The organism is Flavobacterium sp. RSSA_27 (genome assembly GCF_051547125.1).
GTDB lineage: Bacteria > Bacteroidota > Bacteroidia > Flavobacteriales > Flavobacteriaceae > Flavobacterium.
Map to the genome: position 1 here is coordinate 123,123 of NZ_JBPTTN010000004.1, position 16,651 is coordinate 139,773.

A 16,651-nucleotide genomic window follows, 5' to 3' on the forward strand; every position below is an offset into this window, starting at 1 on the left:
ACTCATAAACCATTTATAATTATGAAAAAAAATGTTTTTGCATTAGCTGCCTTTTTAATGTTTAGTAGTGTTGGATTAGCAAATACCCACGAAATTAAAAAAGAAAAAAAAAGAAAATTTAAAGAATGTAATTACTAACAAACTTGAAAAAAAAGACAAAGATCTTACAATTTGTTACGAAATTAGCAGAACCGAAAGGCAAATTAATGAATTCGTAACAGAAGTTACAACAACTTACCAGTGTTTTACACACCCTGGCTTAGGGACTGGAACAGTTTATATTGATGCTCAACAATAAGATAATACTCTAAACAAAAATCAACTACTTTAGTATCTTATACTAAAGTAGTTTTTAATTTACTCTTACTAAATTATCATTATTTAATACGAATCTTAACTTCATTAATACGTTGAAATATGAAAATGAAACTTTTAGTCCTATTCTTTTTAATAATTTTAACCAAAACGTACTCTCAAACATTAAGAGGTTTTTTCATTAAACAGTCAATAGCAGGAATTGGAGATGACACAAAACTTAGTGAAAAAGCAAAAGCTCCAGTTTTTTATGAGTATCTTTTTTCTAATAACAAATCCTCCCAAACTTTAATTGACGGAAAAGGAACAAGTATTGATACAATTCATAAAAAACATGAAAAATACGATATTGTATTGGAATCAACATTAAAAACAATTTTAACTTCTAAATATGTGCTGGTAAAAGATTTTAAAAATCACACATTTGAAAAGAAATTTACAATTGATAATAAAGAAACCTATTCTAGCGGAAAAATATCCGATTTTGAATGGAAAATAACTAATGAAACAAAAATAATTGATGGCTTTTTATGTAAAAAAGCTACTACAAATATGAAAACCAATGGCGGTACGCTGGCTGTTGTCGCTTGGTTTTGTGAAGATATTCCTGTAAATGATGGTCCTTTAACTATTGATGGACTCCCAGGCTTTATTTTTGAAGCAACATCAGGTGATTTATTTTCATTAAAATTCAAAAACTTCTCATTCAACGAAAAAGAAAATGTAAACATTGAGTCCATAAAAAATATTGAAAAAACTCAAAAACCATAAACAAAGCGTGAACAAAAAAAGCATACTCTTTCTTTTTTTTATTTTTTTTATTAGCCTCCCTTTTCTTTGTGCACAAAGTAAAATCTACGGATTAGTGTATAACGATGAAAATACTGCCATTGAAAATGTAAACATTATTCTTAAAGATGCAAAAACAAGTTCGATTATAAACTTCACAAAAACAAGTATTAATGGATTCTTTGAAATCAACAATTTAAAACTAAATAATGTATACGTACTAAAATTTAGTCACTTAGGTTATAAATCTCAAGAAAAAACATTTGAAATAACTAAGAACAACATAAACTTAGAAAAAGTTATTCTTTTAAAAAATGCCGTAGAATTAAACGAAATAATTTTGGATGCCAAAAAAAACGCAATGTCGATTAGTGGAGACACTACTAGATACAACTTAAATTATTTTAAAAATGGAACCGAAAATAACTTAAAGGATTTATTAAACAATCTCCCAGGAATAAGTACCAATTCCAATGGTAAAATCATTGTAAATGGCAAAGAAATTAGCGAATTACTCATTGACGGAGAAAACTTATTCAAAAAACAACATCAATTAGCTACAGAAAATTTTTCAGCAGAAGCCATTAAATCAATCGAACTTTATAAAAATTATACTCCTTTCGATCAATTAAAAACTAATGCTCCATCTAGTTTGACTGCTCTCAATGTACTGCTAAAAGATAATCATAAAAATAAAACAAAAGGGTTCATTCAATCTGAATACAATTTCGATAATAGAAAACAAATCAATATTTATGCCTATAATTTGGCGAAAAAAAATAAATTTTCTTTAATTCAAAACAATAATAATTTGGGTAAAAACGCAATCGGAATAGCTGATTATTTATCTCTTAATGAAGAAGATGAGCAGTTAGAAACAAAAAAAAGTGGAGTTGTTTTTTCAAACTCAGATGACATTCCTCGATTTTTAAAAATTGGTGAAAATGCTGTTAGAATAAACCATGACTTTTTGAATATATCGAACATTTTTACACCAAATAAAAAAACAAAGGTTTCATTTTATTCTTTAGCAAATCTTTCTAAAATAAAAGAAAAAGTAATAACTAAACAAGACTTTACAAACTCTGACCTGGCATTTGTTGAAAACATAATTACGTCTGAAAATAACACTTATGGATTAACAAACCTAAAAGTTATCAACAAACCCAACGAAAACACCATCATCAATTTTTCAAATTCATTAATTATCGACAATATAAAAAATGAGAATCTAATTGACAATACTTCCTTAAATAATAACACCTATCAGAAAAATGACAGCGACAAATTGCTATTAAAAAGCAATCTACGACTCTCAAAAAAAATTAAAAAAAATTTTATTTTGATAAATACGTTTCTAAATTATAACCAAACAACATTTGACAATACAATATTATCAGATACCCCTTTTTTAAATTTGGATTTTAAAGATGAGTTTCTATTTAAACAAAATAGCGATAAAATAAATAAAGAAATTGGTTACAATGCAAAATATACTTGGAATTTAAGGAAATTTTTTATTGACTTTAAAACTGACTTTACAATAAATAAATATTATTTCAACAATACTAGTAGAACTAATTTAGAATACAAAAACAACTATATTAGTTCTTTTCAAGATTCATTTCAGGAGGTAGGAATAAATTATGAATTATTTAAAAAAACTAATTTATCATTTTATTTAAACAACAATCAAATACAACAATTCGTTAATTATCGCGATAAATATTCAAATAATTTTATTGGTTATACCGCTTCTATAAAGTTTACATTTGACACTAATTCGAATTTACAAATTTCACATTCATTAACAAACAACATTAGTAATCAAGATAATTTAATTGAAAACTATCAAGTAAAAGATTATCGAAACATCTGGTCAAATTTAAACCTAGAGCCCAATACACTATTTCCAATAAATAAATTAAGCTTAAACTACTTCAAATTTAATGTAATCAACAATACTGCATTAATATTCAATTTGAATCACACTTATTCAAATAAAGCATTAAGTTCAAATTTGATTTATGACAATAATTTTACAACAACACAGTATACTATTAGCCCAAAAGATAATCTAACAACTATGATGTTCTTTTTTGAAAAAAAAATTAACCAATTTAATTTGAATATCAATATTGATTTTAATAAAATTGAAAAAGAATATTTTATAAATTCCATTCGCTCAAACTACAGTTCAAACTACTTGTCTAATTCTGTTAATTTAAAGTCAAGTTTCAAACATTCACCCGTGCATTTTAAAATAGGTTACAATTATTCATTTGCCAACTATATAAACAATGGCTTAAAAAACAAACAATTCACTCTACAAAATTATATAGGTTTAAATGGTCTTTTTAAAAAAGACTTTTACTGGAATATAATCGCAACAAATACATTGTTCAAACTTGAAAGTTCAGAAAGAACAATGCTGCAAATATCCCCAAGTATTAGATATTCAAAAAGAACTTCTGGTTGGGAAATTTATACCAGTGCGCATAATATTTTAAACCTCAACAACTCCGAAATTCTTACTAATTCAAATAATGCTGGTTACAATACAGAAACTATAGTTTCAACATTAGCAGGTTATATAAATATTGGCGCCAAATACAAATTCTAATTATTTTCGACTGAGCATTCTTTTTATTTCATTTAGCTTCATCAAAGCCTCCATTGGCGTTATCGAATTGATATCTAATTGTAAAATTTCGTCTTTAATCTCCTCCAACAAGGGGTCATCTAGGTTAAAGAAACTCATTTGCATCTCTTCTTTTGCGGACTTTAATCCATTTAAAGCATCACCTGAATGGTCTTTTTCTAATTTCTTTAATATTTTCTGAGCCTTCAAAATCACCAACTGCGGCATTCCAGCCATTTTGGCTACGTGAATCCCAAAACTATGCGCAGAGCCTCCTTTTACTAATTTTCGAATAAAAAGCACGTTATCTTTTAATTCTTTTACAGCGACATTATAATTTTGTATGCGCCGCAATGAATCACTCATTTCATTCAATTCGTGATAATGCGTAGCAAAAAGGGTTTTGGGTTGCGAAGGATGCTCGTGTAAAAACTCCGCAATAGCCCACGCAATAGAAATTCCATCATAAGTACTTGTTCCTCGACCTATCTCATCCAAAAGTACCAAACTTCTATCTGAAATATTATTCAAAATAGAAGCCGTCTCGTTCATTTCGACCATAAAAGTAGATTCTCCCATCGAAATATTATCTGAAGCTCCTACCCTAGTAAAAATTTTATCCACAATACCCATTCTAACACTATCTGCGGGAACAAAACTTCCCATTTGAGCCAAGAGTACAATCAAGGCCGTTTGCCTCAAAATAGCCGATTTACCCGACATATTGGGCCCCGTAATCATAATCAACTGCTGTGTATCTCTATCTAGAAAAACATCATTAGCAATATAAGGCACACCAACGGGCAATTGTTTTTCAATTACAGGATGACGGCCGTTTTTGATATCCAATTCAAAGGTTTCATCCAATTCAGGGCAAACGTATTGGTTTTCGATGGCCAATTGCGTAAAGGAACACAAACAATCCAACTGCGCAACCAAATTGGCATTCATTTGAACTGGCTTGATATACGTTGAAATCCATTGCACCAATTGCTCAAAAATCTCTCCTTCAATTTTATGAATTTTTTCCTCGGCACCTAAAATTTTGGTTTCGTATTCTTTCAGCTCTTCAGTAATGTAGCGTTCCGCATTCACTAAGGTTTGTTTACGAATCCATTCGCTTGGCACTTTATCTTTATGCGTATTTCGAACTTCGATGTAATAGCCAAAAACATTATTAAAAGAAATTTTCAAAGATGAAATCCCTGTACGCTCCGATTCTCTTTTTTCAATTCCTTCTAAAAATTCTTTTCCAGAAGTAGAAATCGCGCGTAACTCATCCAATTCAGAATGTACACCAACTGCAATTGCATTTCCTTTGGCAATGGCCACTGGCGCATCTTGATTTAAGGTCGTTTTTATTTTCTCTCGAAGTAAATCACAACTATGCAAACTATCACCAATTACTTTTACAGCATCTTGAGGACTTTGCAATGCTATTGTTTTGATTGGCAAGATCGCATCTAAAGACTCTTTCAAATACACCACTTCACGAGGAGATACTTTGCCTGCTGCGATTTTTGAAATCAAACGTTCCAAATCAGAAATCTGCTTGATTTGATATTGTATTTGTTTTAAAACTTCTTGGTTTTCTTTTAAATACCCCACCACTTGATGACGACTCTGAATTTTAGCTGCATCTTTCAAGGGCAAAGCCAACCAACGCTTCAATAATCGCCCACCCATAGGCGAAAGTGTTCGGTCGATTACATCTAGCAACGTCACCGCATTAGGATTATAACTATGGTACAACTCTAGATTACGAATGGTAAAACGATCCATCCAAACATAAGCATCTTCTGCAATGCGCTGTATGGCCGTAATATGCTGCACTCTATTGTGCTGTGTTTCGGACAAATAATACAAAATAGCGCCCGAAGCCACGATTCCTTCTTTCAATTCTTCGACACCAAAACCTTTTAAAGAAGTGGTTTGAAAATGCTTCGTTAAGCTTTCAAATGCATAATCCTCTTTGTAAATCCAATCTTCAAGATAAAAACTATGGTAATCGTCTCCGAATGTTTCTCGGAACGTATTTTTGTTGTTTTTTGGCACTAAGACTTCACTAGGATTGAAATTTTGCAACAACTTATCAATGTATTCTGCATTTCCTTGTGCGGTTAGAAATTCCCCTGTCGAAACATCTAAAAATGAGATTCCAATATTCTTATTGGTAAAATATACCGAAGCCAAAAAATTATTGGTTTTGGATTGCAACACCTCATCGTTCATAGAAACCCCGGGAGTCACCAATTCGGTAACGCCACGTTTCACAATCGTTTTGGTCATTTTAGGATCTTCTAGCTGATCACAAATAGCTACACGTAGTCCAGCTTTGACTAACTTGGGCAAATAGGTATTGATAGAATGATGGGGGAAACCCGCTAGCGCAGTCTCGGTATCGGATCCTGCACCTCTCTTGGTTAAGGTAATTCCGAGTATTTTGGATGTACGAATCGCATCTTCACCAAACGTTTCATAAAAATCGCCTACACGAAACAACAAACAAGCATCAGGATACTTTCTTTTTATTTCATTATACTGTTTCATCAATGGCGTTTCTTTCACGCCTTTTTCTTTTGTTGCCAAATTAGTGGGAATTAAATGCTGTAAATACGACAGCGAATTTATAGATTTTAAAGCGAATAATGAAGGTTCAAAAATTAAATTTTAAGCGAATTTTAAGCGCTGATTTGTATTTTTTGTATAGATTTGCGTGTACTAAAAAATTAAATCTTATGAAAAAAATAATTACACTATTATTAGTTTTAGGACTAGGAATAACTTCTGCTACAGCACAAGAGACTTCAAAAAAAGCTAAAAAAGCTAAAACTACAGTAGCAAAAGTGGATGGTGCTGGAATGGCATTCGTTAACGAAACTATTGACTATGGAACTATTGCTCTCAATTCTGACGGAAAACGTGAATTTGTTTTCACCAACAACGGAAATGCACCTTTAATCATAACCAATGCTCAAGGATCTTGTGGATGTACGGTACCAAGTTTCCCAAAAGAACCAATTATGCCTGGAGCAAAAGGGGTTATCGGTGTAAAATATGCTACAGACAGAGTGGGTCCATTTACAAAAACGGTGACGATTACTTCTAATGCAGCTGGTCAAACTACAAAGACTTTGACTATAAAAGGAAATGTATTACCTGACCAAGTAAAAAGCTAAAAAACAGAAATATTACTTAAAAAGCTTCCTTCCTTTAGGAAGCTTTTTTTATTAAAATTGACATTGTAATGAGAAAATTGGAGAATAGTGAACTCGAAAGGAAGTCGATTGAAGATTTCAAACAATCTGCAAAAACACCAATAACAATTGTTTTGGATGATGTTAGAAGTTTGCACAATATTGGGTCTGTATTCAGAACTGCTGATGCCTTTTTGGTTGAAAAAATTATACTCTGTGGTATAACGGCAACACCTCCCAATAAAGAGATTCACAAAACCGCTTTGGGTGCAACAGAAACTGTAGCCTGGGAGCATTATGACAACGTTTTGGACGCTATTACTACTCTAAAAAAAGAAGCCGTTATTACTTTGGCCATTGAACAAGTGGAAAGCGCTATTTTCCTTCAAGATTTCAAGGTAGATCCTTCAAAAAAATATGGTTTAGTTTTTGGCAATGAAGTACATGGCGTAGCACAAGAAGCGGTAGCCCTTTGTGACGGATGTATCGAAATCCCTCAATTGGGCACCAAACATTCCTTGAATATATCAGTAAGTGCAGGAATAGTGGTTTGGGATTTATTCAAACAATATCATTATTAGCAAAATGGTGGACAAAATTAATAGCTAACACTCAAAGTATGTTTTCAATACAAAGAATACTATTTTTTTTCCTTCTTAATTTGATGCTACTTTTAGTTAGTTCCTTCAACTTATATGCTATTGACCCTCCAAAAATAGCAGCCATAGGAAACCAATTGTATTGCCCCGGCAGCAAAATTAAAATAGTGGAATCCATTTCGATACTGGCTGACCCCAATGATACCGGAACTGAAGCATTTTATATACAAATAAGTTCAGGATTTGTAGAGGGAGAAGATTTTTTAAGTTTACCATTCACTCCATTGATGACATACAATTATGATAAAGCAATCGGAAAACTTAAATTATTCCCTCAAAATGGAGGCAAACTACCCTATTCCGAATATATAAAAGCCATAGAATCCATAGAATTTGAGAGCAAATCGACCAAACCCTCAGGAACCAAAAAATTCTCAATATCCTTGGGACAAGCCAATTATCTACCTTCAACAAATCATTATTACGAATTCATTTCATCAATTGGTATAACCTGGAAAGATGCAAAAATTGCTGCCGAAAACAAATCCTATTATAATTTAAAAGGATATTTGGCTACAATTCTAACGGCAGATGAGGCTCAATTTGCTGGAGCACAAGCATCAGGAACGGGATGGATTGGAGGCACTGATGAAACAACAGAGGGAGTCTGGAACTGGGTAACTGGCCCTGAAGGCTTAGCTAATGGAGGTGCTGGTACAAATTTTTGGAATGGAGGCCCCAATGGCAGTACTACAACGTATGCCTATTGGAACAACCTAGAACCTAATAATTTAAACGGATTTGAACATTACGCCCATATTACAGCTCCAGGTGTGGGTATAAAAGGCTCTTGGAACGACTTGGGAAACACCGGCGATACTACTCCCGGAAGCGATTACCAACCCAAGGGATACATTGTAGAATATGGAGGAATGCCTGGCGATCCGGCAGCACCAAATTTTACCACAACAACATCAATAACGATTCCTGCGATAACAAGTACAGGGGACGCCTCAAGATGTGACCCGGGAAGTGTTCAACTACAAGCAACGGCTTCCATGGGCGAGATTTATTGGTATGATCAATATACCGGAGGAAACCTTGTGGGAACTGGACCTACATTCACAACACCTATTTTACAATCGACCAAAGAGTATTATGTAGCAGTAATAACAAATGGTTGTACCACTTTACGATCTAGTGTAACTGCAACAATTAATACGACTCCAACTATAATTTCAACCAACTCTCCTGTTACAAGTTGTGGTCCAAATGTGATTTCTTTAGAAGCCGCTTCTTCCCTTGGACCTGATACCATTTATTGGTTTGAAGATGCAACAAGTTCGAACATAATTGGAAAAGGAAATGTTTTTTATACAGCATATATCAATTCAAACAAAACCTTTTATGTTGAAGCCCGCAACAACAATTGTTCGAATACTACTCGGGTTCCAATAGAAGTAATCATTTATCCTTTACCCATTGTTGCCGATGAAGAGAAAATCATTTGCCAATCGAATCCAATAACACTTGATGCCGGACTGACCGGTATGTCTTATTTGTGGTCAACGGGAGCCAGAACCTCAACCATTCAGGTGAATGCTATTGGCAATTATTATGTAGACCTTACAAGTCCAGCCCCTGAGAATTGCACGATTAGAAAAAACTTCCGGGTGAGTAGACAGCTAGTTCCTGAAATAAAAGCGGTGACGTTTAAAGAAACTACTGTAACAATAGAAGTAACAAATCCAGCACCTTATTTTGAATACTCTTTAGACAATAATAGTTATCAAAGTTCAAATATTTTTACGAATGCACCTGCTGGAATTCAGACGGCTTATGTGAGAGATGCTACTTATTGCAATTGGGACCGTGAGCAATTCATAGTAATAAATCCTCCTCGATTTTTCACCCCAAATAATGATGGTTTTAATGATGTGTGGTATGTAAAAGATTTTGAGATTTACCCGAAAGCGACCATTTCTATTTTTGACCAATTCGGAAAATTACTGATTGAATTATCACCCTTAAAACTATCCTGGGATGGCAGTTTTAATCAAAGACCTTTGCCTTCTTCAGATTATTGGTATGTGCTGAAACTTGATGATTCTGGGGTTGAAAAAAGAGGTCATTTTTCTTTGAAAAGATAACACACTTTTGATTCTTTTACTTTGAAGCCCAATGCTAACTTTTAGCCCCGATCGCAGCGGCATCCTTTGTGTACTGTAGCTTACACAAAGATAAAGGGGAGAGCGGGAAAACGTGTTGGCACAAAAATACTATTGATTCGCTCCTAAAATGTATCCACTATCTTAATTGTATTTTCTTTTGAATTTCATTTAAAACAAAAAGATAATCGGATTGATTTTTGACAAAGTCAAGGTCTGATACATCGATGATTAATACGTTCAAATCCTTTTGAGATTTGATATAATCGAGATAGCCAATGTTAATTTTGTCTAGGTATTCTTCTGAAATATTTTGCTCATATCCTCTGCCTCTTTTTTTGATATTTTGAAGCAATCTTGTCGTGTTTTGATACAGATAAATATACAAATCAGGCTTAGGCATTTCTTTGTAAATGATGGTAAAGAGGTTTCGATACAAGCGATACTCGTCTTCTGCCAGTGTAATTTTGGCAAAAATTAGCGATTTGAAAATATGATAATCGGCTACGATAAAATCCTTGAACAAGTCGAATTGTGCCAAATCATCGGATAATTGTTGGTACCTGTCGGCAAGAAATGACATTTCGAGAGGAAAAGCGTAACGGTTTTGGTCTTTGTAAAATTTGGGCAAAAAAGGATTGTCGGCGAATCGTTCTAACACCATTTTGGCATTAAAATCTTCGGCTATTTTAGTGGTCAAAGTTGTTTTTCCTGCCCCAATATTGCCCTCGAATGCGATATAATTGTAATGTTCAAGAGGAATACTACTCAATGGGGATGGTATAGATGCTACAGCATGACATACACTTTTGTCTGTTGTTTCTGAAATCAATTCTGTGATTGATTTTTTCAGCAAGGGATGTATCCAATCCGATTGTAAATCGCGAAGTGGCCATAAAACAAAATTGCGTTCTTGCAACAACGGATGTGGTATTTTGAGCTTTTCGGTATCGAGTACCAAATCATCAAAAGCAATGATATCAATATCGATACTTCTAGCGGCATAGCCAACTGTAGTCGTCCGAACGCGACCCAAACGCTTTTCTATTTTAAGAATTTTGTTTAAAACTTGAGTGGGAGAAACGTTTGTGTGCAAAACTAAGGCGCAGTTGTAAAAAGGTGTACTTTCAAAACCCCAAGCTGGCGATTCATAAACTGGGGAGATTTTTAAAACGGTACCTACCTCAAGATGCAATACATCAATACATTGGATAATGGTTTCTAACCTTTGCCCCTGATTACTACCTAACGACAATACTACTTGATGCTGTGACTTCATAATAGTTACAAATTAAGGAAAAGAAAATTAAAATCACTACTGATATAGAAGCAGATTATTTTGAAAAAAGAAATTTAAATCTACTTTTGTAACAATACAATTAGGTTATAGACTTATTGATAAAAAATAACTAACTATGAGATTTTTAGGGAATGTATTGGCAACCGTTATTGGTATTTTTGTTTTTATGATGCTTTCATTCTTCGGAATTGTACTCATTGGCGTACTTTTCGAAGGTGAATCGGATGCTGTCGAGGTAAAAAACAATTCTGTCATTGAATTGAATTTAGAAAGTATCGCCGATGATTATGCGGGCAAATATACAGACCCATGGGTAACAGCCTTTTCTGAACGTAAAAAAATTGGATTAACCGATGTAATCCAAGCAATTGAAGTGGCAGAAACGGATGATGACATCAAAGGAATTTCTATTTTGAATACCAACTCAAGTTTGGGAATGGCACAAAGCAAAGAACTGAGAGACGCCTTGGAACATTTCAAAAAATCAGGAAAATTTATCCTTTCTTATTCCAATGGTTACTCTCAAAAAGAATATTATTTGAACTCTGTGGCCAATACCATTTATCTAAATCCTATTGGTGAATTAGACTTTAAAGGTTTAGCTACCGAAGTGATGTTTTTCAAAGACTTTCAAGAAAAATCAGGATTGAAAATGGAAGTGATCCGTCATGGAAAATACAAAAGTGCCGTTGAACCTTTCCTAGAAAATAAAATGAGCGATGCTAATAGAGAACAAACTACCGCTTTATTGAATTCGATTTGGGAGAACATGGTTACTGATATTTCGAAAAGCAGAAATGTTTCTGTAGCAAAACTAAATGAAATTGCCAATGGTCTTTTGGCAAGAACTCCCGAAATGGCCAAAGCACAAAATTTAATTGATGTTATTGCTTATGAAGATGTTTACCACAATGCCATAAGAAAGGCGTTGAAAGTAGCCAAAGACGAAGATTACAATAGTGTCTCGATAGCTGATTACACCCAAAAAACAAGCACTACATCCATCAATATGGATACCAATGATGCTATTGCTATTGTATATGCACAAGGCGAAATTGGAAGCGGCGAAGGCGATGTAAACGAGATTGGAGAAGGATCCATGCGCCGTTCGCTTCAAGAAGCTAGAAAAGATGACGATATCAAAGCAATTGTTTTACGTATCAATAGCCCTGGCGGAAGCGCCTTAACCTCTGACTTAATTTGGAGAGAAATAGAATTGACCAAAAAAGTGAAGCCTGTAGTGGTATCGATGGGGAATTACGCAGCTTCTGGCGGGTATTATATTGCATGTAATGCTACTACTATTTTTGCTGAAAAAAACACGATTACAGGTTCTATTGGCGTATTTGGAACCCTACCCAACTTCTCGGTTGCAGCCAATCGTTACGGCATCAATTCTGAACAAGTGAGAACTCACGAAAACGCCTCTAACTATAGTCCGTTTGTTCCGATGGATGAAAAATTCAAAGCAATTACTCTTGAAGGAGTAGAACAAATCTATAGTACTTTTATTAGCCATGTTGCGCAAGGCCGAAAAATGACAACTGCACAAGTAGATGCCATCGGGCAAGGTCGTGTTTGGACAGGATCTGAAGCGATAAAAATTGGACTAGTAGATAAAATTGGCGGTTTAAAAGAGGCTTTAGCGGAAGCGGCGCGTTTGGCAAAAATCAAATCATATAGCACGGTGAATTACCCAGAATATGAAAAAAGTTTTGAAGATCTATTTGCTAATTTCCCATTTGCAAAATCAAAATCGGCTTTTATAAAAGAAGAAATTGGCGAAGAAAATTACCAATTGCTGCAAGAAATTAAGCGTATCAAACAACGCAAAGGAATACAAGCTATTCTTCCGATGGAACTAAAAATAGAATAATACTTAGCTACTAAAAAAACCGTTTAAGCATTTTACTTAAACGGTTTTTTTTTATCAATTTGGTTTCCTGAATGGCACTATGTATCCTTTTAGCCCTGATGGGAGGGAAAATCCTTTTTAAAAATTAACCCTTACAGAGTTTTGAACTCTGTAAGGGTTAATTTTTAAAAAGATTGGAAGGACAGCAGGACTATGCATCCAAAGAAGCCCAAATCATTCCGCTCCTAAAATTCAAGATTATTGTACTTCTATTTTTACCTCATAGCCTTCATAGCTTCTAACATTAAAAACGGTACCATCAGCAAACAACAAATATTGGCCTTTTACCCCAATGAGTTGTCCTTGATAAAAAGGGGTTTTATCTAAATTTAAGCTATTCACTTTTGATGGATAAGTTATAACCGGATAATGCATGGTGATGATTTCGTTTTTTTCTAAACTAAAATAGTCTCGAACTTCATCGGGAAGCCAAGCTTGAACTTTGGCTTTTTCTTGCATCAAATCGACCGTATCAAAAGTATTGGTCAACATTTTTCGCCAATTGGTTTTGTCTGCAAAATGCCTTTTTAGAGCTACCTCTGTAATTCCTGCCAAATATCTATTAGGAACCTCGACTACTACTATCGCTTCTTCGGCACCTTGGTCAATCCAACGCGTAGGCATTTGGGTTTTACGCGTTACCCCAACTTTGACCTCGCTTGACAAAGCCAAATAAACGATATGAGGTTGTAATTGCACTTTTTCTTCGTAGGCCAAATCTCTGTCTGCTATACCTAAATGCGCTGTACTCAATTCGGGTTTCATAATCCAATCGCCCACTGCTGGACTCGAATAAAAACAGTCGTAACAAAAGCCTTGTCGAAATATTTTCTTCTTCTTACCGCAATTCAAGCATTGATAGCCTACAAACTGTATGCTTATCTCTTTGTTTAACAACTGATTGATGTTAAGAAAACTGGATTCGAAAACCAAATAATATTGAATGGGATTTCCTATTTCGGTTCGCATTTTTGAGAGTACTCCTTCGTATATCATTTGGGATGTGAATTTAGATTAAGATTTTACTCCCAATTAACCTGTTTTTGTCCTAGAATATTTAACAACAAATGGGCTATTTTTTATAAAAAACACTATTTTTGGGATTACCGCAAAGTTAGTATTTGAATCGATATGTTCCAATCTAAATCCTGTGGACTAATTTAAAAAACGATATACCTTCATGCCTTTATCCATTATCAACTCCATAGCTTCTTGGTTTTTAAAACAACGTATTCACCAAATCGAATTGTTTTTAAAATATCCCAATGAGGTACAAGAAGAAGTATTGATGAATCTACTTCGGGCAACCGAAAACACCCAATTGGGAAAGCAATATGATTATGGTTCGATAAAATCGTATGCTGAATTTGCTTCCAGGATTCCGATTTCGAGTTATGAGGATTTAGAGCCTTTGATAGAGAGAACCCGCCAAGGGGAGCAAAATATACTTTGGGAAACTCCAATAAAATGGTTTGCAAAATCCAGTGGTACAACCAATGCTAAAAGCAAGTTTATACCTGTGAGTCCTGAAGCTTTAGAAGATTGTCATTACAAAGGCGGTAAAGATTTATTGTGCTTATACCTCAACAACAACGAAGATTCGGAGATGTTTTTAGGAAAAAGCCTTCGTTTGGGTGGGAGTTCACAAATCTATGAAAACAACAATACCTTCTTCGGGGACTTATCTGCTATTTTGATTGAAAATATGCCTATTTGGGCAGAATTTAGTAGTACTCCTAGCAATAAAATTTCTTTGATGAGCGAATGGGAAACGAAAATTAATGCCATTATCAAAGAAACCATCAACGAAAATGTAACAAGCTTTGCGGGTGTTCCTTCATGGATGCTAGTATTAATGAATAAAGTTTTGGAAGAAACGGGCAAATCAAATTTGATTGAATTATGGCCCAATCTAGAAGTCTACTTTCATGGAGGCGTGAGCTTTGATCCTTATCGCGAACAATATCATAAAATTTTACCCAAAAACGATTTCAAATTTTACGAAATATACAATGCCTCCGAAGGTTTTTTTGCCATACAAGACTTAAATTATTCGAGTGATTTGTTGTTGATGCTTGATTACGGTATTTTTTATGAATTTATCCCGATGGATACTTACGGCACTCCTAACCAAAAAGTAGTGCGTTTGGCAGATGTGGAATTGTTTAAAAATTATGCTATGGTGATTACTACTAATGGTGGATTATGGCGCTATTTGATTGGCGACACCGTTCGATTCACTTCATTAAGTCCATATCGTATTCGAGTTACCGGCAGAACAAAACATCACATTAATGTGTTTGGCGAAGAACTAATGGTCGAAAATACAGACCAAGCTTTGGCGAAAGCCTGCCAAGAGACACAATCTGAAATTGTTGATTATACTGTTGCCCCTATTTTTATGGAAGGCAAGCAAAAAGGAGCACACGAATGGATGATTGAATTCAAAACACCACCCCAAGATCTAACTCTTTTTCATAAAATATTAGACACCACACTACAATCCTTAAATTCTGATTACGAAGCCAAACGCTACAATAATATGACTTTAAATCCTTTGGTTATTAATGTGGCGAGAGAAAATCTGTTTTATGATTGGCTCAAACAACGAAATAAAGTGGGCGGTCAGAATAAAATTCCGCGTCTTTCTAACCAACGCGAGTATATAGAACAATTGAAGGAATTACAAAGATAAACATAGTAAAAAGCCAGATTTCGGTTTTTTCAATCTGGCTTTCATCTGATGACTTATTATTTCAAACTTTTACTCTTTAACTTCGTCATAATTCACCATCCAATTTACGCCAAACTTATCGGTACACATTCCGAAATAAGCTCCCCAAAAAGTATCCGTCATGGGCATTGTTATGCTTCCGTTTGTAGCTAATCCATTGAAAAACCTATCAGCTTCTTCACGACTCGATACATTGATAGATATCGAAATGTTTTGACCAAAAGTCACTGCACCAGAAGCACTATTACTATCGCTACCCATTAAAACAGAATTTGCTCCTATTGGTAAAGAAATATGCATGATTTTGTTGCTATCCTCCTCAGACAAAGAAGGATTTCCATCACCCGAAGGCATATCACTAAATCTTCCTACATAAGGAAACTCACCACCAAAAACGGATTGGTACAACAAAAAGGCTTCTTCACAATTGCCATTAAAAATTAAATAAGGATTGATTGCTGTCATGTTAAATGTTATTTAGTTTCTGAAAGTTCTTTTACAATAGTTAAAGCTTTAGGAAAAGTATCTAAAAAATACTGCTGATATTGGGCTAAACAGTCCATCGTAGTTTCGAGCAAAACGCCATCGGATGTTGTTGTTAATCTGTAGGTTTCCATTGCTCCGGTCCATACTTGCGTTGCTTCATCTATTGGCATTTCTTGAAAGTTTTTCAATTCACCTAAATGCTTAAAGGCCATATATTCATATTCTTTTTTGGTTTGAATCAGGCTATTCATTCCATCGCCAGTGGGAGATAAAAAATGTATTTTACTTCCCTCCTCCCAATCACTAACAGCATAAGTACCTTCACAAAAAGCAGCAGTCCATTGCCTGTATGTTGCATCATCCCATAAAACAGCCCAAATTTTTTCTTTTGGGGCCTGAATGAAAATTGAAAAATGTAAGGTTTCCATGGTTTATAATTTTGTTTAACCAATTGATAGTACTAAAGTTACCCATTTAAATGAACTGTCTATTAAAAAAAGACAAGTT

12 protein-coding genes are annotated in these 16,651 nt (G+C 34.2%); 7 read left to right on the top strand and 5 right to left on the bottom strand.

What is annotated here, in order from left to right; genetic code table 11:
• Positions 1-417 precede the first annotated feature (417 nt).
• Together ACSVH5_RS07000 and ACSVH5_RS07005 are read left to right on the top strand one after the other, a co-directional pair.
• A complete protein-coding gene (locus ACSVH5_RS07000) occupies positions 418-1,086 on the top strand; it encodes a GLPGLI family protein (RefSeq protein WP_438060730.1) in 669 nt (222 codons plus the stop codon).
• Positions 1,064-3,727 (top strand): carboxypeptidase-like regulatory domain-containing protein, encoded by a 2,664-nt coding sequence (locus tag ACSVH5_RS07005; protein ID WP_438060731.1) that lies wholly within the window; start codon positions 1,064-1,066, stop codon positions 3,725-3,727. The genes ACSVH5_RS07000 and ACSVH5_RS07005 overlap by 23 nt, the downstream gene beginning before the upstream one ends.
• Here the strand turns inward: ACSVH5_RS07005 and mutS are convergent, their stop codons facing one another.
• Positions 3,728-6,334, bottom strand: coding sequence for a DNA mismatch repair protein MutS (gene mutS, locus ACSVH5_RS07010; RefSeq protein ID WP_438060732.1), 2,607 nt, complete (start codon positions 6,332-6,334; stop codon positions 3,728-3,730).
• A 149-nt stretch (positions 6,335-6,483) separates the two neighbouring features.
• Here mutS and ACSVH5_RS07015 point away from each other — a divergent pair, with 149 nt between their 5' ends.
• From ACSVH5_RS07015 to ACSVH5_RS07025, 3 genes are all read left to right on the top strand, one after another.
• Positions 6,484-6,924 (top strand): DUF1573 domain-containing protein, encoded by a 441-nt coding sequence (locus tag ACSVH5_RS07015; RefSeq protein ID WP_438060733.1) that lies wholly within the window; start codon positions 6,484-6,486, stop codon positions 6,922-6,924.
• A 68-nt stretch (positions 6,925-6,992) separates the two neighbouring features.
• Positions 6,993-7,523 (top strand): RNA methyltransferase, encoded by a 531-nt coding sequence (locus ACSVH5_RS07020; RefSeq protein ID WP_438060734.1) that lies wholly within the window; start codon positions 6,993-6,995, stop codon positions 7,521-7,523.
• 83 nt (positions 7,524-7,606) lie between these two features.
• Positions 7,607-9,691 carry a T9SS type B sorting domain-containing protein gene (locus tag ACSVH5_RS07025; protein WP_438060735.1) on the top strand — a complete coding sequence of 695 codons (2,085 nt, stop codon included), beginning with the start codon at positions 7,607-7,609 and terminating at the stop codon, positions 9,689-9,691.
• Positions 9,692-9,848: 157 nt separating this feature from the next.
• Here the strand turns inward: ACSVH5_RS07025 and folK are convergent, their stop codons facing one another.
• Complete coding sequence (gene folK, locus ACSVH5_RS07030; protein ID WP_438060736.1) at positions 9,849-10,988, bottom strand: 2-amino-4-hydroxy-6-hydroxymethyldihydropteridine diphosphokinase; 1,140 nt, start codon at positions 10,986-10,988, stop codon at positions 9,849-9,851.
• Positions 10,989-11,124: 136 nt separating this feature from the next.
• Between folK and sppA the strand changes: the two genes are divergently transcribed.
• The gene (sppA, locus tag ACSVH5_RS07035) at positions 11,125-12,885 is read left to right on the top strand and encodes a signal peptide peptidase SppA (RefSeq protein ID WP_438060737.1); all 1,761 of its coding nucleotides are present in this window, start codon (positions 11,125-11,127) and stop codon (positions 12,883-12,885) included.
• Between the two features lie 237 nt (positions 12,886-13,122).
• On the opposite strand, the gene ACSVH5_RS07040 is transcribed toward sppA, so the two are convergent.
• Positions 13,123-13,920: a DUF2797 domain-containing protein gene (locus ACSVH5_RS07040; protein ID WP_438060738.1), complete on the bottom strand. Its 798-nt coding sequence runs from the start codon at positions 13,918-13,920 to the stop codon at positions 13,123-13,125.
• Positions 13,921-14,104: 184 nt separating this feature from the next.
• Between ACSVH5_RS07040 and ACSVH5_RS07045 the strand changes: the two genes are divergently transcribed.
• Positions 14,105-15,619: a GH3 auxin-responsive promoter family protein gene (locus ACSVH5_RS07045; RefSeq protein WP_438060739.1), complete on the top strand. Its 1,515-nt coding sequence runs from the start codon at positions 14,105-14,107 to the stop codon at positions 15,617-15,619.
• 69 nt (positions 15,620-15,688) lie between these two features.
• Here ACSVH5_RS07045 and ACSVH5_RS07050 read toward each other — a convergent pair whose 3' ends face one another.
• Together ACSVH5_RS07050 and ACSVH5_RS07055 are read right to left on the bottom strand one after the other, a co-directional pair.
• Entirely contained in the window at positions 15,689-16,123 is a 435-nt protein-coding gene (locus ACSVH5_RS07050) for a VOC family protein (protein ID WP_438060740.1), read from the bottom strand.
• An 8-nt stretch (positions 16,124-16,131) separates the two neighbouring features.
• Positions 16,132-16,572 (bottom strand): SRPBCC domain-containing protein, encoded by a 441-nt coding sequence (locus ACSVH5_RS07055; protein WP_438060741.1) that lies wholly within the window; start codon positions 16,570-16,572, stop codon positions 16,132-16,134.
• Positions 16,573-16,651: the final 79 nt, after the last annotated feature.

Coding starts and splice junctions, on each gene's coding strand:
- ACSVH5_RS07000 (WP_438060730.1), top strand. CDS start 418: ATGAAAATGAAACTTTTAGTCCTATTCTTTTTAATAATTTTAACCAAA.
- ACSVH5_RS07015 (WP_438060733.1), top strand. CDS start 6,484: ATGAAAAAAATAATTACACTATTATTAGTTTTAGGACTAGGAATAACT.
- ACSVH5_RS07020 (WP_438060734.1), top strand. CDS start 6,993: ATGAGAAAATTGGAGAATAGTGAACTCGAAAGGAAGTCGATTGAAGAT.
- ACSVH5_RS07025 (WP_438060735.1), top strand. CDS start 7,607: ATGCTACTTTTAGTTAGTTCCTTCAACTTATATGCTATTGACCCTCCA.
- folK (WP_438060736.1), bottom strand. CDS start 10,988: ATGAAGTCACAGCATCAAGTAGTATTGTCGTTAGGTAGTAATCAGGGG.
- sppA (WP_438060737.1), top strand. CDS start 11,125: ATGAGATTTTTAGGGAATGTATTGGCAACCGTTATTGGTATTTTTGTT.
- ACSVH5_RS07040 (WP_438060738.1), bottom strand. CDS start 13,920: ATGATATACGAAGGAGTACTCTCAAAAATGCGAACCGAAATAGGAAAT.
- ACSVH5_RS07045 (WP_438060739.1), top strand. CDS start 14,105: ATGCCTTTATCCATTATCAACTCCATAGCTTCTTGGTTTTTAAAACAA.
- ACSVH5_RS07050 (WP_438060740.1), bottom strand. CDS start 16,123: ATGACAGCAATCAATCCTTATTTAATTTTTAATGGCAATTGTGAAGAA.
- ACSVH5_RS07055 (WP_438060741.1), bottom strand. CDS start 16,572: ATGGAAACCTTACATTTTTCAATTTTCATTCAGGCCCCAAAAGAAAAA.